The following is a 22,861-nucleotide window of genomic DNA, read 5'->3' as shown; positions in this document are numbered from 1 at the left end:
CGTGTCGACCGACTGGTCGAAGAGGATCTCGTCGGTCTCCGGGTCGGTCACCATGAACTTGACGGTGGCCTTCTGGATCGGGTCGGGCGTGTCGTTCTTGGTCAGTTGAGCGTACATGGTGGTGTCGCCAGCCGGGGCAAGGAAGTCACCGAGGCTTGCCTCGTACGTATTGCCGTCCTGATCCATCCAGCTGTCAAGCGAGTAGCCGTCGACTTCGCCCAGACCCTCGAGATCCGTCAGAGCAATCTTCGAGCCCTCGGTCGTCTCGATCGTCTTCTCATAGACGATCTGATCCGTGTCGGGGTTCGTCATGATGAACTTGACGTTGGCGGCAGCAGCCGGCTCCTCCTTCGGCTGGTTTTCGTTTGTAGTCAGTATGCCCGTTGCAGTCTGCACCTGATAGCCAATGATCTTCCAGCCCTCGGTAGGAACGCTGGGAGCAACTTCACCGAAGGTCGTCTTGCCTTCAACCACATCGACCTTTTGATCCCACGTCGTACCCGGAACATTTACTCCAGATGAACCATTTGTTACGTCATAGAAGGTCAGATATGGAGTAGAGGTAGCCGCCGCACGCTCGCTCTGCTGATCGGGCTGGGGCTCCTGCACCTCCTCGGTTGCGAAAGCGACCGCAGTCCCGCTGAATGCCAGGGCACCAGCCAGACCAGCGCTCACCACCGCTCGACGTACATTGAACTTCGGCATAGCCACTCCTCATTAACGAGCGCGAATCCTAGCGGAGATTCGCTTTCTACAAATGCTCATTAATGATAGTCCCCGCGTCCCCTTAGGGTCAACTTTAAGGAGTCGTTCAACATGGTTAGCCCACGTGTCAATTATGACATTCAGATCGGCGTTGATGACAACATGTTGAATACTCATCCCTACGTGCGCTGCCATCTGCCTGGTGGTTTGTCGATTTCCTCATTTCACAATGTATGAGCCTTACTCGCACGCCTGTTTCTGACATCTGCGGATCACGCTCCTGTCGTTCGGCTTTGCGCCCACTCATCTCGCTGCTCATCATGCCATCCCGGAAGCTGCTGTTCTCATCACATGTGGCGCTAACCCAGCCCTCGCCTTTTCTCTTGATGGGACTTTCCCGCGTGCGCCACCTCACTGAGCCAGGCGTGCACCCTCGGCCTTCTTCGCGCCAGCTTTGAAGCCGCTGCGTCTGCCTGGCGCAGCACGCAAACCCGTGCTTGGGTATGGACATCATCCTCGAGGAGTTTCGGCAACGCCCTACTCGATCTTAGCCCAATACACGTAGGCGAGCGTACAGTAGAAATCCTCAGGTAGTCTACGAATGAGGAGAATTGTGCCCTGCCACCGCGTATAATTGTCTGCAATGCCAGGCGGATTTGGTAGGCGTGCCCCCTCTCCCGCGAAAGGGGGTGATGCCAATGTCGCTGCTACTCTCGGCCGTCTCGGCCCTGTGCGACGTTGTCGGGGCGGTGCTCGCTCTTCTGGAGTACCGCCGGAGCCAGCCATCTGCTCCGCCTACGAGCGGGAAGCACTTCCCGCGACAAAAGAAGACCCGGTAGCCTGGGAAGAGGCCATCGGGTCTGAAGTAGAACGGGCACGCCTGCTAGCTTGTGTCTAGGCGTCTGCCTGGCAGATATTATAGGTCAGTGTGCAGCGGACGCCAAGAGTCCCTTCCCAGGAAATACCCACGAGTTCCCGCGAATCCCGATAGCTTCAGATGACTTGGGGATGCCAAGGTGTCCGCAGACGGAAGGCGGACGTCAGACAGACTCCGTATAATTGCCTCCAATGCCAGACGGATTTGGCGGGCGTGCCCCTTCTCTATCGAAAGGGGGTGACGCCGATGTCACAGTTACTCTCGGTCATATCGACCCTGTGTGACGTTGTGGGAGCGGTACTCGCGTTCTTGGAGTACCGCCGAAACCGCTCATCTGCTCTGACTGCTCACGGGAAGCACTTCCCGAACAAGAAGAAGACCCGGTAGCCTGTAGCGAGGCCATCGGGTCTAAGCAGAAACGGGCACGCCTGCTTGCTTGAGTGAAGGCGTCCGTCTGGCAGATATCTTATACCCGAACGATCGGGTTGCCAAGAGCCACCCTGGCGATTGCAAGAACAGCCGAAAGGATCTGATACGGGTATGGATCCCTAAGAATGCTCAGTTATTCACTGCCTAACATCAGGCTCCACACACCTAGAAACATCTGCCACGTCTCTCTCGCAATACCGCTGTTGCAGCCATTCAACAGCCTTTGATTTAAAACGCGAGCGTTCAAGTTCGGTTTGAATTTCGCCAGATTCCATGCCGAGCAAGTGCCACAGTATGGCATAGCCAACCAACGCCGCCCCTATTGTTAGCCAGTACAAATTAGGTGGATCGACTACCCCGGCTGGGGATCCATGCGAATACGTATTTCGGGCCGTCTGCTGCTCATGAACAAATTGATCGGTGTTAGGCACAAGCCATTCGACGACATCACGTTGCCTATCCATAAGTTCATTCATCAAGCGTTTCGCACCTTTTGAATTTTGACTTATTCGAGACTGAATCCATTCAGAATATTCCTCAGGTATTCCCTTCATACGTTCCATAAGCTCTTTTTGGATACGCTTATGCTCCACTTTTGGCCACAGCTTCAAATCAGTTTTGTATTTTGAAATCGCCTCAAGCGCCTGAGAAACAGATACGCACTGCAATTCAACCGGCATCTTCCAGCCATAGGCAAGAACCGAAATAATCATATTGCCAGCCCGCTTGATGAGCCCGTAGTCCTTTTCGTCTCCCATTTCATTGCAGTGGTTAAACCATCTGTTAAGATAAATACAAATTTTGGCCTCAAGCGCGCGATAGGGAAACGGCATTGAGCATATGGTATTTTTAGATGGTGCAGGAGAATCCAGCAATGGAGCGTAATATTGAACGGACGTGCCGTTACCGTCAAAATAGAACTTCAACGTTTGAATCGAAGCATGAAATCCCATGCACAGGCTAAAAAACTTCGAAAGGCCAACGGCAAAACTGCGAGCTTCTTCAAGAGATTTACCGGCCAAAAAATGCACGCTAAGACCGCATCGATGTCTAAAAGTCATCTCGTTGTTATTCAGCCCCGGAAAGGCATACCTACTAAATAAACAATGTAACGGTGCATTGATCGTTATTTAGCAGTATGCAAGGTTCATCGTCGTCTCTTCGATACTCGAGCGACTTAAAGCATATATTCTTCTGGTCGTCAGCCTCATAAATCATACAATATGCTGACTTTCCGTACCAATCTGCCAAGTTTCTGAGTTCTATATCCATCTTTTTAATCTGAGCAGATGGGTCAAACTCACTGCAGCCCTTTGCCGCCATCAAGTAGTCTGCGCGGATAACCTGATGCATCATTCCTGGATAGTGCGTCTCTCCGCCACTGTATACGGCATTTCCAAGTACCAGGGCGTATCCATCTTGAGAAAACCCGTATAGAAAATCCGCAGTGGAAGATTCCCTGGCGCCATTTACAACAACGTTCGGTAAGCCGAGCAACTTTCCGCAGGGAATGTCGAGAGTGACACCCTCTTCACCGAGCCCCGCCGTCCCTTGGACTGCATCTGTCTTACATGCCTCTTCCCAACTCTTTCCCCACGCCCCTTGCGCAAATTTCGAAGGAATCATTTTGCTCCCCCAATCCCTTTAATCCGACCGCGTCGTCGCACGCCTAGCCCCACAGCTTCGTATTCGACACTGCATACAGAGAGACATTTCTCATCCAGTCCTGTTCACGATAGCCAGAGAGACTGAACCGCACGGACTTTATCTCCGGATGAGCATCTTTAAACGACCGAAGACTTCTAGCCCGTAAGTTCTCCTCAGCCTTTACCTCGATCGCGTAGACGCAATTCGCTTTCTGTACCAGAAAGTCAATCTCGCCCGAGGAGTTTTCCGCCGACCAGTAGTATGGTGCGAGCCCGCAGTCAGAGACAAGCTGCTGACAAACATACTGCTCAGTAAGAGATCCCTTAAATTCCTCGAAGATGTCATTTCCTCCGATAACGGTTTCCTTATCTATCTGTGCCATAGCTCCAAGCAGGCCAACATCAACCAAAAAGAGCTTGAACGCCGTATCGTCAGCATAGGGGCATAGGGGAATACCGGGCTTCGAAATCCTCCGGACAAGTGTCGTAATACCGGCCTGTGTTAGCCACGTAATGCCCGCCTGATAGTTTCTCGCACGCGCCCCTTGTGCAATGTGGCTAAAAACAAACTTCTTGTTCTCTCGGCCCAGGTGAGACGGAATCGACCTCCATGCCGCAAGCGCATACTCCGTTTCAGTCCTGCCCAGATGCTTCGAGATATCGCGCTCGTAGCCTCTTAGGATCTCAAGCTGTACGTCTCTCGCATCCTCGAGAAGGCCTCGACCAAGAAAAGAACTCACTACTTCGGGCATACCGCCCACGTAATAATACTGACGAAGAAGTGGGACGAACTTACTCGAAAAACCATTTATAAGGTCAGCGTCTCCAGAGTCGAGAAGGTCGCAAAGTGACCCATTTCCCGTCGCGACAAGAAACTCCCGGAAATGAAGGGGATACAGATCCAGCGTATCAACCTTTCCTACGGGATAACCGCTACCTTCATGCACCGTTATGCCCAAAAGTGATCCCGCAGCAGCAACAGCATATCCCGGCGCCTCCTCGTAAAAATACTTGAGGCTAGTGAGTGCTTTCGGGCACGCTTGGATCTCGTCAAGAATAATAAGGGTGCTGCCTTCGGATACGACTTCACTCGTCTCGAATTGGATGGCAGAAATAATGCGAGAAATGTCATACCCCAGCTCAAACTGCTCCTGCATTCTGAGGTTACCATCCAAATTGATATAGGCAACGTTTTCAAACTGTGCTTTGCCAAACTCCTTGAGCAGCCACGTTTTGCCAACCTGACGCGCACCGTTCAGAATAAGCGGCTTGCGGCGCGGCTTGTTCTTCCAATCAACAAGCTTGCTCATGAGGAATCGATCCAAAGGAGCCCCCAAAGAATGGATACGGCCTTATTTTCGTTAAAAATGGCGAAAATAAGGCCGTAAAATAGCAAAAATTGGAGAAAATCAGGCTCTAGTTACTATTCCCACTCAATCGTTGCCGGGGGCTTGCTCGTTATGTCGTACGCCACGCGGTTGACGCCGGGCACCTCGGCCACGATCCTGCCGGAGATCCTCGCCAGCACGTCGTAGGGCAGCTTCGCCCAGTCGGCGGTCATCGCGTCGGAGCTCTCCACGGCGCGCAGAATGATCGGCCGCGCGTACGTGCGCTCGTCGCCCATGACGCCGACGCTGCGGATGTCGGGCAGCACCGCGAAGTACTGCCAGCACGAGTGCTCGGAGTTTCGCTCGCCCGTCTCCTCGAACAGCTTCGCGTTGTACGCATCGAGCTCCTCGCGCACGATCGCATCGGCGTTCTTCAGGATCTCGAGCTTCTCCGGCGTCACCGACCCGATGATGCGGATCGCCAGGCCCGGGCCCGGGAACGGCTGACGGTACACGATGTGATCCGGCAGCCCCAGCGCCGTGCCCAGCGCACGCACCTCGTCCTTGAAAAAGTGGTCGAGCGGCTCGATCAGATCGAACGACACGCCATCCGGGAACGGAATCAGGTTGTGGTGGCTCTTGATCGTGCTCGCCTTGCCACCCGTCTTGCGCGCGCCGCTCTCGATGATGTCAGGGTAGATCGTCCCCTGTGCCAGGTACTTCACCGGCTTGCCGCCCTCTTCGAGCTGCTGGGCAACGGCGAAGAACTCCTTCCAGAACTGCGTGCCGATGATCCGGCGCTTCTCCTCGGGCTCCGTCACACCCTCGAGCAGCTTGGCATACCGCTCCTCGGCATGCACGTGCACGAAGTCGACGTCGAACTGCTTGGTGAAGACCTCCTCCACCTGCTCCGGCTCGTCCTTGCGCAGCAGCCCGTGGTTCACGAACACGCAGGTCAGCTGCCTGCCGATCGCCCTCGAGCACAGCGCCGCCACCACGGACGAGTCCACGCCACCCGACAGCGCCAGAATGACGCGATCCTCGCCAACCTTCTCGCGGATCTCGTTGACCTTCTGCTCCACGAGATCGTCCATGTTCCACGTCGGCTTAAACCCGCAGATCTTGAACAGGAAGTTCGCCAGAATATGGTTGCCGTACGCGCTGTGGCGCACCTCGGGATGGAACTGCGTCGCGTACAGGTCGCTGCCCTGGTTCTCCATCGCCGCCACGGGGCATACCTCGGTCGACGCCGTGATCTTGAAGCCCATCGGCACCATCGTCACCGAGTCTCGGTGGCTCATCCAGACGGTCTGCTCCTGAGGCGTGCCGTCAAGCAGCAGCGACTCGCCCTTGCGGTGCAGCTCAACGCCGCCGTACTCGCCCACCTCGGCATGCGACACCATGCCGCCCAGCGTCTTGGCCATAATCTGGTGCCCGTAGCAGAAGCCCAGGATCGGGATACCCAGCGTGAACACGTCCGGGTCGATCTCGGGCGCGTCCTCGGCATAGACGCTGGCCGGACCACCCGAAAGAATGATGGCCTTCGCGCCCTTCTCGGCGATCTCCCACGCCGGCGTGTCGCACGGCATGATCTCGGAGTACACGTGCAGGTCGCGCACGCGGCGGGCGATGAGTTGTCCGTACTGGGCGCCGAAGTCGAGCACGACGACGAGCTGGTCGGTGACGTTGGTTGCCATGTGGCGAGAACCCTCCCTGGACGGTGGCAAAAGCAGTCGCCTAATTCTACGACGCGCAGAACCGCCCGCGCGGGTTGGCATGCACGCTGCAAAAAAGTCGCGCGCCGCCGACCCCCTACTCGCCTCGCGCGCGCCCCTTGGCACGCTCCTCCACGAGCTCCAGCCTCCTGCGCCACCCTCCGCGCAGGTAGTACGCCAGGCTCACAGCCGCCGTCACGACCCACGACACCGGATAGGCCGCCACGACCGTCACGGGGCCCGGCCACACAACGGCCGCCGTGTACAGCCACACGACGCGCAGCACGCACACGCCCAGCAGCACGATGAGCATCGGCTTGAGCGTCTCGCCCGTGCCGCGCACCGCACCCATGAGCACCTGCGCCGTGATGAAGAAGAAGTACCCCGGGATGACGAGCCAGATGTACGTCAGCGTGTCGGGCAGCAGGCTCGTATCGCTCGTGAAGATGGCCGAGATCTGCGGCGCCAGCACGATGATGAGCACGCCGAGTGGGACAGCACACGCATAGCACAGCCCGAGCGCCATCCACGCGCTGCGCTTCGCCCGCCGTATGTCGCCCGCGCCATAGCACTGCCCCATGAACGTCGTCGCCGACAGCGCGAACGCGTCGAGGACAAGCCACAGCACCATATTGCACTTGCCGCACACCGAGAACGCCGAGACGACGTGCGCCCCGCAGGCGTTGATGCCCGTCTGGATGACCATGTTGCTGACGGAGAACGTGCTCATCTGGATGCCCGTCGGCAGGCCGATACCCACGACCTTGCGCAACATAGGCCCCGAGAGCCCGATGCGCCGCAACTCGAGGCGATACGCCTCCCGCGAGCGGCACAGCACGATAAGCACGAGCGCCGCCGACAGCGCGATGGAGAGCACGGTCGCCCACGCGGCACCGGCGACGCCCCAGCCCAACACGACGACGAACAGCAGCTCGAGCACGATGTTCACCGCCGACGTCACCACAAGGAAGTAGAACGGCCGCCGCGAGTCGCCAATTGAGCGCAGGATGCCCGCTCCCATGTTGTACACCATCATGAACGCGACGCCGATGAGCTGGATGCGGATGAACGTCAGCGCATAGCCAAAGCTCTCAGCCGGCGTCTTCATGAGGTGGAGCAGGGGCTCGGCCAGCGGCAGGCCCACGAGCGTGATGAGCAGCCCCGCCACCATAGCGAACGCGATGGCAGTATGGACGGCCTCGCTCACGCGACGCTCGTCGTGCGCGCCCCAAAACTGGCTGACGATGATTGTGGCGCCCGTCGCCAGGCCGACGAAGAAGTCGATGAACAGGCTGAGCAGCGGCTGCGTTGAGTCGACGGCGCCCAGGGCCACCGAGCCCACCGCATGGCCCACGACGGCGGCGTCCACGTAGTAGTAGAGCTGCTGGAACACGTTGCCGCCCATGATGGGCAACACGAACAGCAGCATCTTCTTCCACAGCGGTCCCGTCAGGATGTCGAGCGCAGCCCTCTCGCTTCCGCCCCTCCGCTTCCTTCAAGCCGTAAGCGCCACTTCGGCATCCCCTCTCCCTGCGCACCCTCGCACGACACACGCCGCAAGCTGCCGGACCAAACCCCGCCGCACATCGACTTTACGACCAGGCATCTTTGCGCCGTCTTTATACTCACGCGTGCGAGAATAGCATTGAGCCCGCAAGAGATACGCCACGGCTTACGCAAGGAGCACGACACCTCTCGGCGAAAGGAGCTCCCCATGCACGGAGCGCAGGGTCGCCAGCCATCCATCGAGATTCGCCATGCTGCGATGGCCGATCTCGACGCCATCGCAGCTGTCGAAGCAGCGAGCTTTCCGCCCGCCGAGGCCTGCTCGCGCGCCTCGTTCGAGCGTCGGCTCGCGGCCTATCCCGATCACTTCTGGCTGCTTGAGGTGGCGACGCCCGAGGGACCTGTCCTCGCCAGCATCGTCAACGGCCTCGTCACGGAGCAGCCCGACCTGCTCGACGCGATGTACGACGACGCTACGATGCACGACCCGCTCGGCGCCTGGCAGATGATATTCGGCGTCGCGACCGCCCCGGAGTTCCGGCGTCGCGGCTTTGCCGGCCTGCTGTTGGAGCGTGCCATCGCCGACGCACGCGAGCAGGGGCGCGCCGGGCTCGTCCTCACCTGCAAGGAACGGCTGCTCCCCTACTACGCGCGCTTCGGGTTCGCAGACGAGGGCGTCTCCTCCTCCGAGCACGGCGGCGTCTCGTGGCACCAGATGCGGCTCACGCTATAGAGGCTGCCCTGGAAGGCATCAGCTCGGCACGCAAGGCCAAACGCCGACGATATAGATCGGCCGTCTCAGGGGAATTAGAGGAATCGGGCGCTCTCAACAGACGCCCCAGCTGGGCCGCAGCCCGATCCATCGCGGGGAGGCTCATCACCTGTCGCCGTGTTATCGTCATGACCGTGATCCCCAGATACGCCAGCGCGTTGCGTCGCTCGGAGTCATGCGCGATTCGCTCCGATCCGGTGTGAAACGAGTCGCTGTCGTACTCAACGGCAACACGGCATTCAGGCCAGTAGAAGTCGCACACGAAAAAGGCCTGCGCGGACCGCCTCTTTAACCCAGGCGGCGGGTCAATCCGATAGTTCAGGCTCGGCTGCGGCAGCCCATAGCCCCCGGCCTCGGCCGGCATCGACAAAAGCAGCGCCACGACCGCCTCCATTGGTGACGCTGCCCCGTCGAGGACGATTCCCAACGCCTCTCTCGCCCGCTTGATTCCCCGCGGGCCGCGCAGTCTCCCGATGCTCCGCGTCATCTCGCGCGTCGACGTGAGTGCGTCGCGCCTCCTCAGGCCGGTTGCGGACCGCTCGTCTTTGACATACGTCCCGCACAGGCGGCATCCCAGCAGCGACAGACGGGCAAGTGAGAGCTCGGTCGCAAACTGGAGGAAAAGGAAAGGCGGCGTGCTCGCATACGTTCCCGGACACATGCAGGCAAAGGCAGGCTCGGGCAGAGCAGATTTCCACAAGTGGGCCGAGAACAGGGTGGAACGCCTTCGGGCGTCACACTTCGGAACCAGGATGTGAACAGGGGGCGTCAAAAGATCAAACTCCCGCGTGGTCAGCGTCGATCGCATGAACTCGCGATTCGAGCGAGACGTCATGGGAGCGATAGCATGCGCGTACACCCCGGCAAGCTCGTCGTTTGCGCACGCGGCAGGCCGCCGGGACGCAACATCCATCACCGGCGCGTCCCAGAGCTCAAGAGCAGACCCGTATCCCAAGAAGACGTCATCCATGACGCCAGCCTAGCATCAGCCGCCCGCGCCAGACCCGCTAGCAGGCGCGTCCACAAGACCACCCGGTCAGCCGCCTCACACTCGCCCGGGCCCCGGACGCGCCCCGGGTGCGCCGCACACTTTCGGAAGTGCGAGCTGAACCGAGTGTCTTTGTGGGTGAAATTAGGCTGGCAAAACTCGCCCACCTGCAGTTTTGATAGAGTTAGCTGCGGAACCCCTCAAAAAGAGAGACAGTTCAGCTCGCACTTCCGGAAGTGCGCGACCCGGGAGGCGCACGCAACCCAGGGCGCCCGGGGCGGGGGCGGGCGCCCCGGGCGCAGCGGAGGCTTCTCTTACAGGAACTCCTCGCGGAGCTGGACGCCGAAGGCCTTGCCGACCTCGCGCAGGCCCTCGTCGGTGATCGTCTGGCAGAAGATGTCACTGCCACCGTTCATGATGCGCGCATCGCGATAAATAGCCGCCGACTTCTCAATCGTGTGCATCAGGCCAAACGTCTGGTCGAAGTCGCTGCCCGAGCAGAACAGGCCGTGCTGGGCCCACACCACCGCGGCGTACTTCTCCATCTTGGCGCTCGTGGCCTTGGCGATCTCGGTACCGCCGGGCACCATCCACGGCACGACGCCCACGCCCTCCGGGAAGATGACGGGGCACTCGGTCATCGACTTCCACAGCACGCGCGAAAAGGCACGGTCCTCGAGCGGCAGCACAAACGTCAGCGCAATGAGCGCCGGCGTGTGCGCGTGATAGATGACGCGCGCGGCGCCGTCAGTTGCCCGCATGCGCACGGCGTGGTTCATGAAGTGCGTCGGGAACTCGCTGGTGGGACGGCCACCGTTCGTGAGGCCCCAGACGATACGGTAGGCGTCGCCAGCCTCGTTGATCTCGACGATGCCCATGGAGTCGGCCGTGTTCGTCGCGACGTTGCGCATGAACTTGCCCGATCCCGTCGTCATGAAGTACGCGCCGCCCAGCTCGGGCTCGCACACGCCGATCTGCACCCACGGGCGCGGCTCGGCGTCCAGGTACGGGCGCGCGGCCTCGATCTCCTCGGGCTTCATGCGATACGTCAGGTTGCCGCCGTTGCGCTCGTGCCAGCCCTGCTGCCAGCCGTCGTCGCACAGCCGCACGAAGCCGTCCAGCGCGGGCACGGCGTCGAGCAGCTCCCACGTCGCTAGCTGCTCGGGCGTCAGGCCATCCTCGTCCTCGCAGCCGCAGTCGCAGGCGTCTTCGTCGTGGTCGTGGCCGTCGCAGCAGCACTCCTGCTTCTTGGCCTTCTTGTCCTTGTCCTTCTTGCCCACCTCAGCACGCTCCTTTGTAGCGATCTTAGTAGCGATCTGCGCGCTTTACGCTCGCGCGCTCAGCACCTCGTCCTCGTAGGCCTTGACCGGCGCCCAGAGCTCGCCGTCGAGCGGCACGTTCTCGCGGCGGCAGTAGTAGTCCCACACCGCGCCGAACGGCATGCTCTTGAACTGCTCGGTCACCATCATCTTCTCGGAGAACTGGTACGTGTCCTGCAGCTCCTTGAGTCGGTCCCACGGCTGCAGCATCTCGAACAGCAGGCTCTTCTCCATGGCGCGCGTGCCTGTGGCCCACGCCCCGATGCGGTTGATCGATGCGTCGAAGAAGTCGAGTCCGATGATGATCTTCTCGAAGCCGCCCGGGCAGCGCACGACCTCGCTGGCGATGTCGCGGATGTTGTCGTCGAACAGCACCACGTGGTCGGAGTCCCAGTGCATCGGGCGCGTGACATGCAGCGGCACGTAGGGGAAGAACTGCAGCAGGCTCGGCAGCTTGTCGGCGATGCTCTCCGTCGGGTTGAAGTGCCCGGCGTCGATGAGCACGACGTGGTTGCCGCCCTTCTTGGCCGCGTAGGAGATGTAGAACTCGTTGTTGCCCGTCGTGAAGCCCTCGAGGCCGATGCCGAACACCTTCTGCTCGACGGAGTCGATGACGTGCGGCGTCTCGAACGAGTAGATCTCATCAAGCGACTCGCGCAGCCGCTCGCGCATGCCGTAGCGGTCGGCCGGCACGTCCTTGAGGCCGTCGGGGATCCAGAAGTTGTTGAGCACCATGTCGTCGAGCTCCTCGCCGATGCGCTCGGCGATCTTGCGGCACGCGACGCAGTGGCGGATCCAAAAGTCGCGCGTCTCCTTGTCCGGCGACGACACGGAGCAGTCGTGGTTCATCTTGGGGTGGCTGAACAGCGTCGGGTTGAAGTCGATGCCAAAACCCTTCTCCTTGGCCCACTCCACCCACGGCGCGAAGTGCTTGTACTCGAGCTGGTCGCGGTCAACCCAGGGGTTCTCGGGTGTGAACACCGCGTAGGAGGCGTGCAGGTTGATGCGCTTCTTGCCCGGGATGAGGCTCGCAGCCTTCTCGAAGTCGGCCGTCAGCTCCTCGAACGTGCGCGCGCGACCCGGGTAGTTGCCCGTCGTGAGGATGCCGCCCGACGCCGCGTTGTCCTTCTGGTCGAAGCCCATGACGTCGTCGCCCTGCCAGCACTGGATGGAGATGGCCTTGTCGGCGAGCTTGTCCATGACGGCGTCCGTGTCGATGCCGTAGGCCGCATAGGCCTCCTTCGCCAGCTCGTAGGCCTTGCTGACGGCGCACCCGCAATCGCTCATGCTCTGATCTCCTTAATCTCGAATGACGTGCGTATCGCATCACGGGCAGCGGCCAGATCGGCGAACTCGCCGGCAGCGATCATCTGCACCATGAGGTTACCAAGGGCTGTGCCCTCGACGGGGCCCGCATATACCGGCAGGCCCGTGGCCCGGGCCGTGAGCTCGTTGAGATAGGTGTCCTGACAGCCGCCGCCCACGATGTTGATGGACGTGTAGCGACGCCCCGTGAGAAACGACAGGTCCTCGATGGCCTCGGCGTAGCAGCGCACAAGGCTACGGTAGACGCACTGCATGACCTCGCCGACGCTCTGAGGCTCGGCCTGGCCCGTCTCCCGACACATCGTGCACACGGCGTCGACCATGGAGTCGGGCGCGAGGAAGGCATCGTCGTTGACGTTGACGATGGAAGTGAAGCTCTCACAGCCGCGAGCAAGCTCCGCCAGCTCGGGGAAGCTGAACTCGTGGGCAGAGCCGTCGGGCGCCATCGCGGCCGCCATTTCCCGAGCGCGCGCGTGATCGCCGCCCTTGCCGGCCACGTAGTCCACGCCGTTGAGCTCGCGACGGATGGACTGGATCATCCACAGCCCCATGATGTTCTTCAGGAAGCGGAAGCGATATTGGAAGCCGCCCTCGTTCGTGAAGTTCTGGAGGCGCGCCGCGTCGCTCGTGATCGGCCCCTCGTTCTCAACGCCCAGCAGGCTCCACGTGCCGCTGCTGATGTAGACGGCGTCGGCGTCGGTCGCTGGAATCGCGAGGTAGCCCGACCCGGTGTCGTGCGTAGCCGGCAGCATAACCTGCGCATCAAAGCCCACGCGCTCGCGCCAGCGCGGCAGCAGGCCCCCGATCGTCGCGCCAGGCATCACCGGTCGCTCAAACATGCCCGCAGGAATGCCAAACGCCTCGAGCACGCCGGACTCCCAGTCCTTCGTACGCGCGTTGAGCATCCCCGTCGTCGTCGCGTTGGTGTACTCGTTGGCCATCACACCCGTGAGCAGGTAGTTCAGGTACTCCGGCATCATGAGGAAGCGCGTGGCGGCCTCGACCTGCTCCGGGTGCTCCCCCGCCAACGCCAACAGTTGATAGACCGTGTTGAACGGCTGGCGCTGGATGCCGGTCAGCCGATAGTGAAGCGTCGGGTCGAGCAGGGCGTCTGCTTGCGCGTAAATGCCGTGCGTGCGCGCATCGCGGTAGGCCACGGCGTCGGTCGTCGGCCGCCCGTCGGCGTCGAGCAACACGAAGTCGACGCCCCATGTGTCGATGCCCATCGTCGCCGGCTCGCACCCACACTCGTGGCAGCGTGCCAGGCCGTCGAGGATGCCCTCGAGCAGCATATCGACGTCCCAGCAGTCATGACCGTCCACGCGGCACTGCGCGTTGTCGAAGCGGTGAACCTCCCGCAGCTCAAGGCGGCCGTCAGAAGCGAGCCAGCCCAGGATGGCGCGCCCGCTTGAGGCACCGATGTCGATGGCGAGATGGTAGGTTGGCATGTCCGTATCCTTCGATCCCCGCGGCCGGGCACGACGTCGGGCGCCCCGCACAAGCGGGAAGCGCCGTCCCGATCCGCCAGTTCGCTACTTCACCTGCACGACATACATCATGTTCGTCATTGTCGAAGAGCCAACGACGGGACTCGTGGCACGGTCGCCCGCCGTGAACACCGCGACGTCGCCCACCGCGAGCAAGCCCGCGTCGACGAGCACCTGGCGCGCGTTCGCAATGACCTTGTCGGCCGGGCCCTCGACGTCGCCGATCAGCGGCGTGACGCCCCAGTACAGCATGAGGCGGCGCGCCGTCTCCTCGCGCGGCGTCACCGCATAGACCGGCAGCGCCGAGCGGAAGCTCGACACCATGCGCGCGGTCTTGCCCTCCATCGTCGGCGTCACGATGCAGCGCGCCCCCACGCGCTCCGCCGTCTGGGCTGCGGCGATGGCAACCGAGCTCACGACGCCCTCTGCCGCGTTGCGCGCGTGGTCGTCGAGGTGCGTGCTTTCGTCAAGCCCGTCCTCGGCAGCGCAGGCAACCTTGTCCAGGGCGCGAACGGTCTCGACGGGGTACTTGCCGGCCGCCGTGCCCACCGAGAGCAGCAGCGCGTCTGCCCCATCCGCGATGGCGCTTGCCACGTCGGAGACCTCCGCGCGCGTCGGGCTGGGGTTGCGTACCATGGAGTCGAGAATCTGCGTCGCCACGATGACCGGCTTGTACCGCCGGTTGCACGCCGCCACGACGCGGTGCTGGATGCCGGGCACCCGCTCGAAAGGCACCTCGAGGCCCAGATCACCGCGTGCGATCATCACGCCGTCGGCAGCCGCCACGATCTCGTCGAGGTTCTCGACACCCTCGGCATCCTCGATCTTCGCGATGATCTTGATGCCAGCATCGCCATGCTCCGCCAGAAACGCCCGGGCCGTCTCAACGCACGCGGCGTCGCGCACGAACGACAGGGCCAGATAATCGATGCCGGCCTCGATACCGTAAAGGATGTCGTCGCGATCGGCGTCGGTGATGGCCGGCAGGTCGAGCGGCGTCCCGGGCACGTTGAGCGCCTTGTGCGGGCCAAGCTCGCCCGTCGTCTGCACCGTGCAGACGACGTCGTCGCCCGCCACCTCGTCAACGGCGAGCTCGATACGGCCACTGTCCAGAAGGATGATCGTGCCGGGCCCCACGTGGCGCGCCAGATCCGGGTAGGTTTGCGAGACGATGCGGGCGGTGCCCTGCACCGCACGCGGCGTCAGCGTGAAGCGCATGCCAGCCACGAGGCGCACGGGCCGGTTGTCGGCAAGCGCGCCGGTGCGTACCTCGGGCCCCTTTGTGTCGAACATGAGCGCGACGTGTGACTTGAGCCGCGTGCGCACGCGCTTGAGACGCTCGACTCGGGCGCGCACCTCTTCGCGGCACCCATACGAGAGGTTTACGCGAGCCACGTCCATGCCGGCTGCGACCATCCCCTCCAGCACGCGTTCGCTGTCACTAGCGCTGCCCAGGGTACAGACGATCTTCGTCCTTCGTGCCATGGCTCCCCTTGGTCGAGGTTCGGAACCGACGCGGTGTCGCGAACCAGATAGCTCGCGCCCCGCAGCCCCATAGTACGACGTTGTCAACCGCTTGCGTACACATTCAGTCCGCTTCTCTATGATTTTCCCTGTGAACGGTCGCCAGGCGTTATTGTGCGCAGCGGTCATGCCACGCGCTTGCAAACGCCCGGAAAGTGTCGCCCTGAAGCACGACGGCCTGGCCGCACGCCCTATTCATCATCCCGAGAGGGGAGCTGCCGTGTCATCCGATCCATCGGCAAGGGAGAGTAGGAAGAGCACCATCGCCGTGTCATTGACGAACTTCCTGGACTCCGGCTGCATCGTAGGTTCTAGCGTCTGCCTGAGCGCGTGGGCCGTCGCGTTTGGCTTTGGCTCGCTGTGGACGTCCATTCTCGGTGCCATCGGCGCCAACGCGTTCGGCGCCGCCATCGGCGCCCTTGTCGGAGGCTTTCTGACCGACCGTTACGGGCGAACGATCATCTACAAGTTCAACCTGCTCGTCTACGCACTCGGCGTACTGCTCATGATGTGTGCCGTCAACCTGCCCATGGTCGTGCTCGGCATCGTCATCTCCGGCCTGTCCGTCGGCGCCGGCGTGCCCGCCTCGTGGAGCTACATCTCCGAGACCTCGCAGTCCACGCAGCGCGCCGCCAACATCGGCATCTCGCAGTTCGCCTGGTCCATGGGCCCCGCGGCCATCTTCGCGCTATCGCTCGTGCTCTCCTTCGTGTTCCCGGCGTTCGGCGCCGACGGCAAGACACTGCTCGCAGCGGGGACGTACGGCCCGTTTGACGGCCTGCTCGCTTCGCGCATCATCATGGCCGTGCTCTTCGTCATCGCGCTTATCGCATGGAACCTGCAGCGCAAGCTCAAGGAGTCGCAGGACTGGGCCGAGAAGCGCGCCCAAGAGTCCAGCCATGAGGGCTTTGGCTCCATGATGGCCCGCGCCCTCAAGAACAGCGTCAACGTCAAGACGATCCTGTTCCTCGTGTGCGTCTACCTCACGTGGAACCTCGTGGCCGGCAGCAACGGCCAGTTCATGCCCTACCTTTACAAGGCGGCCGGCAACCTGAACGACACGACGATCTCGCTGCTCTCGACGGCGCAGTGGGTCCTGTGCGCCGTGTGCTCGCTCGTCATCTTCTCCAAGCTCGGCGACAAGATTTCCCACCGCGTGCTGTTTGGCGTCTCCGCCCTGCTCGCGTTGCTTTCCTGGGCCGTCATGGCGTACTTCGGCACGCAGTTCGACCCGAACGGCGCCAACGAGAGCCTCGGTTGGGTTCTGTGGGCCTACGTCATCCTCTGGGGCGTCTCCGCTGGCTTCTCCGCCCAGTGCTTCTACGCGCTGTGGTCGACCGAGCTCTTCCCGACGCAGTATCGCGGCGGCGTTCAGGGCATCATGTTTTTCCTCGTGCGCGGCGTGCTCGGCATCTGGTCCATCGTGGCTGTCGGCATCATCGACGTCTCGACCAACGCGGGCTTTACGACCATTGCCGTCATCATGTGCGGTTTCCTCGCGATCTCGCTGATCGTCGGCGTCGTCGGATGCCCGAAGACGCAGGGCCGCACGCTCGACGAGATCACCCGTGAGCGCTACGGCTCCAACCTGTAGGCCCGACAAGAGAGAAGGAAGCTGATGGCTGAGGAGAATCCACGTCGCACAGCGGATGGATACGTGATCGAGGGCTTCAAGATGAAGCTCTTCCCCGGCTTCAAGGAGGAGTACGAGCGGCGCCACAACGAGCTGTGGCCCGAGATGGCCGACATGCTCCACGAGTACGGCGCACGCAACTACTCGATCTTCATCGACCCTGACTCCGACACACTCTTTGGCTACATCGAGGTCAAGGACCCGGCACACTACGACACAAGCGCTCAGACCGAGGTGTGCAAGCGCTGGTGGCACTTCATGGCATCCGTCATGGAGACCAACCCGGACGAGAGCCCCGTCTCCACCGATCTGCACTGCGCCTTTCACCTCGACTAGCGCTCGCGCCAGCTAGCCATCTTGTTCCACACGAGCAGGGCCGGCTCGCCTGTCCAACACAGGCGAGCCGGCCCTATTGTTATTGAGTCCCTTGCATTGCGCCACCACCCCGTTCATCGCCCAGCCGGGGACGTCGCGATGCCCGTCAAGCGGAGAACGCCTAGGACTTGAGGCGCTTGACGAACGCGGAGATCTGGAAGGCGGCCACCACGATTATGATGCCGCGCATGACGAGCATGCACCCGAGGTAGATGATGAAGAGCGCCGGCATAGCCATCATGAGGATGCCAAAGATGACGGTCAGCACGGCGCCCACGATACCCAGGGCGCACATGCCATTTCCGGTGATGCCGCGCATGCGCCAGCTCGCCACACCGTCCATGACGCCGGCGACCACGACGAAGATGCCCACCATCCATGCAACCGTGATGCCGCCAACCATGGGCTCGACAAGGAACATGACGCCGAGCAGTACGTCAATGATGCCGTTGAGCAGCGACCATCCGCTGAGCGGGGCGAAACCTCCCATGTCAAAGAACGCCGCGATGGCGCTGACGCCCGCTGCAAGAAAGCCGATACCCGCCGTAATCGCCACCGCCATGAGCGCGGGGGCCGGCCAGATGAGGCAGGCGACGCCCAACAGCGTGATGACAGCCCCCAGCGCCACAAACCACCACTTGTAGTGCTTTGACTTTCGTTCTGGCTCGATGATGTAGGCTTCGGTGGTCGTCATGGCGATCATCCTCCTCGCAGGGTGCCTGTATAAAAAACGGTCAGGAACTGCGGCGGTAGCCCCGTCGCTGTCCCTGACCTATTTGTACCCATTTGTGGAGTAAGAATACCCGGACAATCCAGGCCTTCGCGTATGAATTTCAGCCGCTTCGAGCCCAGAGCATCCCTGCGTTACACGTTGAAGCGGAAGTGCATGACGTCGCCGTCAGCCACCACGTAGTCCTTGCCCTCCATGCGCAGCCTGCCCGCAGCCCTGGCTCCCGCCTCGCCACCGAGCGCGACGTAGTCCTCATACGAGATCGTCTCCGCCTTGATGAAACCGCGCTCGAAGTCGGAGTGGATGACGCCGGCCGCCTGAGGCGCCGTCGCGCCGATGCGCACCGTCCACGCCTTGACCTCCATCTCGCCGGCCGTGAAGAACGACTGCAGGCCAAGCAGCTGATAGGCCGCGCGCGCCAGGTGGGCCAGGCCGCTCTCCTCAAGCCCGAGGCTCTCGAGGTACTCGGCGGCCTCCTCGTCGGACAGCTCAGAGAGCTCCGCCTCGACCTGGGCACAGATGGGCAGCGGCTTCACGCCATCAATAGGAGCGAGGTCAGCCGTCAGACCGTCCTCGTCGACGTTGGCGACGTAGAGGATCGGCTTCATCGTCAGCAGAAACAGGTCGTGAACACTCGCCTTCTCGTCATCAGTCATGTCCATGAGGCGAGCGGGCTTGCCCTCATCAAACCATGCGGAGAGGCGCTTCATCGTGGCGAGCTTCGTCACGCTGAGCTTGTCGCCGCGGTGCGCCTCTTTCTCGGCCTTCGGCAGCGCGCGCTCGATCGTGCCCATGTCAGCCAGGATGAGCTCGGTGCCGATCGTGTCGACGTCGCTCGCTGGGTCGACCTTGCCCGCCACGTGCACGACGTCAGGGTCGGAGAAGTATCGAACAACCTCGCAGATAGCGTCGGCTTCACGAATGTTGGCGAGGAACTGGTTTCCGAGCCCCTCTCCCTCGCTCGCGCCCTTCACGAGGCCTGCGATGTCAACGAACTCGACCGTCGCCGGAACGATGCGCCCTGGGTGCACGATGTCGGCCAGCTTCTGGAGACGGGGGTCAGGCACGTCGACGATGCCGACGTTGGGGTCGATCGTGGCGAACGGGTAGTTCGCCGCAAGACCGCCCTGCTTTGTGAGAGCCGTGAACAGAGTTGACTTGCCGACGTTGGGCAGGCCGACGATGCCGATGGAGAGGGACATGACGCTCCTTGACGTTGAAGGTGAGGTTGAGACGGCCTGATCCTACGGTAAGGCCATCGCTTGCGAACCAGTGTAGCGCAAACGCGCTCGGGGCAGCAGACGGTCGCTGCCCTGCACCAACAAAAAGGGGCCGTCCTCTCGGACGACCCCGGTAGATCTCTTTCGCCTCGCTAGCGCATGCGGGGCGCGTTTGCCTCGTGTGCTTACGCGCTCGCCAGAGCGGCGTCCACGGCGTCGAAGATGGCCTTCGACGTCACGGTCGCGCCGGACACGACGTCAACGCCAGCGGTGCCGTTGGCAGCAACGATGGCCTCGGGCAGCTGCTCGATGGCGTTCGTGCCGATGCCCTGCGTCTCGGCGTTGTCACCAACGGTGACCTCGGTGATCTTGCCGCCGGCAACGGTGACGCTCACGGGAACGTCGCCGCCGATGCCCTTGCCCGTGCCCTCGTACGTGCCATCGGCGATAGCGCTCACGTCCACGGCGCCGTCAGAGGCGGCCGCGTCGTCAGAGGAGCCGCCACCCAGTGCGGCGTTCGTCGCGTCGAAGATGGCCTTGGAGGTGACGGTCGCGCCGGCAATGCCGTCGACGCCATCCGTCGTGCCGGCGGCCACGATGGCGCCGGGCAGCTCGTCGAGCGCCTTGGAGCCGATGCCCTCGGTCTCCTGGCCCTCGGCCGTGAGCTCGGTGATCTTGCCGCCGGCAACGGTCACCGAGACCTTGATGGTGGACTCCATGCCCTGGGCCTCGCCGGTGTACGTGCCGTCGGCGACAGCGCTCACGTCAGCGGACGCAGCGGAGCTGTCCTCCTCGGGCTCGGCAGCCGCAGCGGCAGCCATGCTCAGAACGTCGATGGCACCCTCAGGCACAACCCAACCCTCGGGCACGAGGCCGTTCTCGGTCGTGAACGAGTCGGCGTGGCACTGAGCGCAGATCATGACAGACTGCTCGCCCGCAGGCTTGTGGCAGTCGGCGCACGCAATGGGACCGCCGTCGGCGCCAGCCGTCTGGTGCATGGCGACGTCGGTCGGGTAGTTGTGCGGATCAAAGATGCCGTACTTCTCCGAAACCTGAGCCTTGGCGTCCTCAGGGACAGCCCAACCCTCAGGAATGGTGCCGTTCTCGGCGTTGAAGTAGTCAGCGTGGCACTCGGCGCACATCATCGTGGACGCCTTGTGGGCCTTGTGGCAGTCGGAGCAGATGATCGCACCGCCGTCAGCGCCGGCCGTCTGGTGCATGGCGACGTCAGCCGGGATGTTGTGCGGATCGTAGGGCATGTCGGCCGTCGCGGACTCCTTCGTAGGAGCCGTCACGCCGTCATGGCACTTGCCGCAGAACTCGTCGTTGGCGATGCCCGTCTCATCGTGCAGCGGGTCGGTGAAGCCATCGGTGGCCCACACGACAACCTCGTTGACCAGGTCCATCATCTTGGCCTGCGTCCAGTGGCAACCCAGGCACGTCACGCCGTTCTGCTCGTGGACAGCCGCCTCCATGGACATGTCCTGGCTGTAGTAGCCCTCGACATAGCGATCCATGGGCTGGTGGCAGAACGCGTTGCAGAACGTCGGCTCCTCATGCCAGTGCAAGAATGCAACCAGCACGGCGATGGCCACAACAGCGATGGCCGAGATCACGACAGGCCAATGCTTGGCCTTCCTGACCACGGTGCCGCCGGCGGCCGGCGCCTCGGGGGAACCGGTGACTGGGGCGTTCACCTTCTCCTCGTCTGACATTTCCCACTCCTCCTTAACCCGGCAGGCACGCATGCGCCCACCTCGTACATACACGCGCTACGTACATAATACTATCAGCTCTCGCACACAACAACGGAATGTTCCCCAGCGGCAAAAGTGCAGATGTCCCGTGGTAAACCTACCGGCCACCCCGGGTTATGCCTTCTCGCCGTCCGCCTCGTGCGCGCTCGCCTTCGCCTTGGGCTTTGCCGCGTGCTCCGCCTTGCGCTGCGCTTCCTCTCGCTCTTCCTCCTCGATGATGTCGGCCTGCCCCTCCAGGAAGTCCAGCGCCTTCTTGCCGTACTCCTTCGTCTTCTGGCGGGCCTCCTCGCGCTGCTTGGCCTCGCGCTCCTTGTCGGCCACCTTCTTGCGCGTCTCGGGGTCGTCGACGATGAGCCTGCGGGCGTCGACCTCAACGAACTCGACGGCGCCCTCCTCGGGGCAGACGTCGGCGCACAAGCTGCACGTCACGCAGTGGCTCGACACGACCGTCGCCTTGCCGTCCTTGATGTCGATGGCGCGTGTCGGGCAGAGCTCGGCGCACGTGCCGCAGCCCGTGCACGCGTCGGTCATCTGCGGCAGGTCGAACAGGATGTTTTCCGCCGTGTCGGGGTGGTCGGCCAGCGCCACGAGCAGAAGCTGGCGGCGCGGCACGAGCACGCGCGCCTTCTCCTCGGAGTTCGCGCCTCCGCACATGCGGTCGAGCGCCTTCTGCAGGTTCGTGATCTGCTTGGAGTGCGCGGCGATCTTTTGGCCGGCGCGCGCGAGCTTGGCCGTGAGCGGCGTCACGCTCGCCGCCGTCATGCCGAGCGACTTGGCCGTGCTGCTGACGAACTGCTTGCGCTCGATCTTGTGGTCGACCTCGAGCACGAGGTTCTTTTCCTTCGTCTCCAGGTCGACCGTCTCGCCCGACCACGACTCGCCGCAGCCGATCTGCTCGGTGTAGAAGTCCTCGCCGCCCGTCGTGCGGCACTTGTCGCAGATGTGCGGCGGCAGGTAGACGCCGACATTGCCGTACTCGCACAGGATGGCGTACCACGTCTCGGCCGAGATGGCGCCGACGCACGGCAGCACGACCATGCCGTCCGCCGGCGCGTGCTTGAGCGAACGCGTGCACGTGACGTAGACCATCTCGTTGGCCTCGGCCGCCTTGCAGATCTTGTCGTAGGCGATGCGCGGGCTGTACAGCGTCGACGTCAGGGCGTCCGTCGGGCACGCCGCGACGCACAGGCCGCACTTGCGGCAGTCCGACGTGATGTCGACGTCGCCGTCGTCAGTGAACTCGATGGCGTTCGTCGGGCACACCTGCTCGCACAGGTCGCAGCTCGCTTCAGGCTCGAGGCAGCGCACGCACATGGAGACGTTTGCCTTGGGCACGACCTTGTAGTCGCCCGGGCTCCACAGCTCCGCCGCCTTTTTGTCGACCGAAACGCCGCGCAGGTCGGCCGTCTCGGTCTCGATGTCGTCGGTGATGGCCTTGAACTCCTTCTGCAGGCCGATCAGATCGTCAAGAAAGTCCGCCATCGCTGGCCCTCTCCCCTCTCCTCGGTGCGCAGCCGGGCGCCC

The 22,861-nt window shown here is 62.4% G+C and carries 18 protein-coding genes; 3 read left to right on the top strand and 15 right to left on the bottom strand.

The genetic code is table 11. The features are described 5' to 3' along the window. The 6 genes from KHZ24_07460 to KHZ24_07435 form a co-directional block, all read right to left on the bottom strand. Positions 1-474: hypothetical protein (locus tag KHZ24_07460; protein ID MBS5451032.1), on the bottom strand; the 474-nt coding region annotated here is incomplete at its 3' end. A gap of 1,674 nt (positions 475-2,148) precedes the next feature. After that, the gene (locus KHZ24_07455; protein MBS5451031.1) at positions 2,149-3,042 is read right to left on the bottom strand and encodes a hypothetical protein; all 894 of its coding nucleotides are present in this window, start codon (positions 3,040-3,042) and stop codon (positions 2,149-2,151) included. Between the two features lie 64 nt (positions 3,043-3,106). Then, the gene (locus tag KHZ24_07450) at positions 3,107-3,637 is read right to left on the bottom strand and encodes a hypothetical protein (GenBank protein MBS5451030.1); all 531 of its coding nucleotides are present in this window, start codon (positions 3,635-3,637) and stop codon (positions 3,107-3,109) included. Positions 3,638-3,680: 43 nt separating this feature from the next. Next, complete coding sequence (locus KHZ24_07445) at positions 3,681-4,982, bottom strand: ATP-binding protein (GenBank protein MBS5451029.1); 1,302 nt, start codon at positions 4,980-4,982, stop codon at positions 3,681-3,683. Between the two features lie 98 nt (positions 4,983-5,080). Then, a complete protein-coding gene (gene guaA / locus KHZ24_07440; GenBank protein MBS5451028.1) occupies positions 5,081-6,682 on the bottom strand; it encodes a glutamine-hydrolyzing GMP synthase in 1,602 nt (533 codons plus the stop codon). A gap of 115 nt (positions 6,683-6,797) precedes the next feature. After that, positions 6,798-8,129 (bottom strand): MATE family efflux transporter, encoded by a 1,332-nt coding sequence (locus tag KHZ24_07435; GenBank protein MBS5451027.1) that lies wholly within the window; start codon positions 8,127-8,129, stop codon positions 6,798-6,800. 336 nt (positions 8,130-8,465) lie between these two features. Between KHZ24_07435 and KHZ24_07430 the strand changes: the two genes are divergently transcribed. Beyond that, positions 8,466-8,939: a GNAT family N-acetyltransferase gene (locus KHZ24_07430; GenBank protein MBS5451026.1), complete on the top strand. Its 474-nt coding sequence runs from the start codon at positions 8,466-8,468 to the stop codon at positions 8,937-8,939. Here KHZ24_07430 and KHZ24_07425 read toward each other — a convergent pair. The 5 genes from KHZ24_07425 to pyk form a co-directional block, all read right to left on the bottom strand. Next, entirely contained in the window at positions 8,929-9,948 is a 1,020-nt protein-coding gene (locus KHZ24_07425) for a hypothetical protein (GenBank protein MBS5451025.1), read from the bottom strand. The two genes, KHZ24_07430 and KHZ24_07425, sit on opposite strands and share 11 nt — an antisense overlap. Positions 9,949-10,280: 332 nt before the next feature. After that, a complete protein-coding gene (gene rhaD, locus KHZ24_07420) occupies positions 10,281-11,138 on the bottom strand; it encodes a rhamnulose-1-phosphate aldolase (protein MBS5451024.1) in 858 nt (285 codons plus the stop codon). Between the two features lie 153 nt (positions 11,139-11,291). Beyond that, positions 11,292-12,572 carry an L-rhamnose isomerase gene (locus tag KHZ24_07415; protein ID MBS5451023.1) on the bottom strand — a complete coding sequence of 427 codons (1,281 nt, stop codon included), beginning with the start codon at positions 12,570-12,572 and terminating at the stop codon, positions 11,292-11,294. After that, a complete protein-coding gene (locus KHZ24_07410; protein MBS5451022.1) occupies positions 12,569-14,059 on the bottom strand; it encodes a rhamnulokinase in 1,491 nt (496 codons plus the stop codon). The genes KHZ24_07415 and KHZ24_07410 overlap by 4 nt, the downstream gene beginning before the upstream one ends. An 84-nt stretch (positions 14,060-14,143) precedes the next feature. Continuing rightward, positions 14,144-15,583, bottom strand: coding sequence for a pyruvate kinase (gene pyk / locus KHZ24_07405; GenBank protein MBS5451021.1), 1,440 nt, complete (start codon positions 15,581-15,583; stop codon positions 14,144-14,146). Between the two features lie 166 nt (positions 15,584-15,749). Between pyk and KHZ24_07400 the strand changes: the two genes are divergently transcribed. Together KHZ24_07400 and rhaM are read left to right on the top strand one after the other, a co-directional pair. After that, positions 15,750-17,216 carry an MFS transporter gene (locus KHZ24_07400; GenBank protein ID MBS5451020.1) on the top strand — a complete coding sequence of 489 codons (1,467 nt, stop codon included), beginning with the start codon at positions 15,750-15,752 and terminating at the stop codon, positions 17,214-17,216. Between the two features lie 24 nt (positions 17,217-17,240). Then, positions 17,241-17,591, top strand: coding sequence for an L-rhamnose mutarotase (rhaM, locus tag KHZ24_07395; GenBank protein MBS5451019.1), 351 nt, complete (start codon positions 17,241-17,243; stop codon positions 17,589-17,591). Between the two features lie 160 nt (positions 17,592-17,751). Here rhaM and KHZ24_07390 read toward each other — a convergent pair whose 3' ends face one another. The 4 genes from KHZ24_07390 to KHZ24_07375 form a co-directional block, all read right to left on the bottom strand. After that, entirely contained in the window at positions 17,752-18,324 is a 573-nt protein-coding gene (locus tag KHZ24_07390; GenBank protein MBS5451018.1) for a DUF308 domain-containing protein, read from the bottom strand. A gap of 170 nt (positions 18,325-18,494) precedes the next feature. Continuing rightward, the gene (gene ychF, locus KHZ24_07385) at positions 18,495-19,562 is read right to left on the bottom strand and encodes a redox-regulated ATPase YchF (GenBank protein ID MBS5451017.1); all 1,068 of its coding nucleotides are present in this window, start codon (positions 19,560-19,562) and stop codon (positions 18,495-18,497) included. A 203-nt stretch (positions 19,563-19,765) separates the two neighbouring features. After that, on the bottom strand, positions 19,766-21,295 hold the full coding sequence (locus tag KHZ24_07380) for an FMN-binding protein (GenBank protein MBS5451016.1): 1,530 nt from the start codon (positions 21,293-21,295) through the stop codon (positions 19,766-19,768). Positions 21,296-21,451: 156 nt separating this feature from the next. Then, complete coding sequence (locus KHZ24_07375) at positions 21,452-22,819, bottom strand: 4Fe-4S binding protein (protein ID MBS5451015.1); 1,368 nt, start codon at positions 22,817-22,819, stop codon at positions 21,452-21,454. Positions 22,820-22,861 lie beyond the last annotated feature (42 nt).

Source organism: Coriobacteriia bacterium (assembly GCA_018368455.1).
GTDB lineage: Bacteria > Actinomycetota > Coriobacteriia > Coriobacteriales > UMGS124 > JAGZEG01.
The sequence above is the reverse complement of the archived record's forward strand: the minus strand, read 5'-3'. Positions and strand labels throughout refer to the sequence as shown.

Bases quoted from the DNA above. Each gene is read 5' to 3' on its own strand.
- KHZ24_07450 (MBS5451030.1), bottom strand. From the start codon at position 3,637: ATGATTCCTTCGAAATTTGCGCAAGGGGCGTGGGGAAAGAGTTGGGAA.
- guaA (MBS5451028.1), bottom strand. From the start codon at position 6,682: ATGGCAACCAACGTCACCGACCAGCTCGTCGTCGTGCTCGACTTCGGC.
- KHZ24_07435 (MBS5451027.1), bottom strand. From the start codon at position 8,129: ATGCTGCTGTTCGTGTTGCCCATCATGGGCGGCAACGTGTTCCAGCAG.
- KHZ24_07430 (MBS5451026.1), top strand. From the start codon at position 8,466: ATGGCCGATCTCGACGCCATCGCAGCTGTCGAAGCAGCGAGCTTTCCG.
- KHZ24_07425 (MBS5451025.1), bottom strand. From the start codon at position 9,948: ATGGATGACGTCTTCTTGGGATACGGGTCTGCTCTTGAGCTCTGGGAC.
- KHZ24_07415 (MBS5451023.1), bottom strand. From the start codon at position 12,572: ATGAGCGATTGCGGGTGCGCCGTCAGCAAGGCCTACGAGCTGGCGAAG.
- KHZ24_07410 (MBS5451022.1), bottom strand. From the start codon at position 14,059: ATGCCAACCTACCATCTCGCCATCGACATCGGTGCCTCAAGCGGGCGC.
- pyk (MBS5451021.1), bottom strand. From the start codon at position 15,583: ATGGCACGAAGGACGAAGATCGTCTGTACCCTGGGCAGCGCTAGTGAC.
- KHZ24_07400 (MBS5451020.1), top strand. From the start codon at position 15,750: ATGCCACGCGCTTGCAAACGCCCGGAAAGTGTCGCCCTGAAGCACGAC.
- rhaM (MBS5451019.1), top strand. From the start codon at position 17,241: ATGGCTGAGGAGAATCCACGTCGCACAGCGGATGGATACGTGATCGAG.
- KHZ24_07390 (MBS5451018.1), bottom strand. From the start codon at position 18,324: ATGACGACCACCGAAGCCTACATCATCGAGCCAGAACGAAAGTCAAAG.
- ychF (MBS5451017.1), bottom strand. From the start codon at position 19,562: ATGTCCCTCTCCATCGGCATCGTCGGCCTGCCCAACGTCGGCAAGTCA.
- KHZ24_07380 (MBS5451016.1), bottom strand. From the start codon at position 21,295: ATGTCAGACGAGGAGAAGGTGAACGCCCCAGTCACCGGTTCCCCCGAG.
- KHZ24_07375 (MBS5451015.1), bottom strand. From the start codon at position 22,819: ATGGCGGACTTTCTTGACGATCTGATCGGCCTGCAGAAGGAGTTCAAG.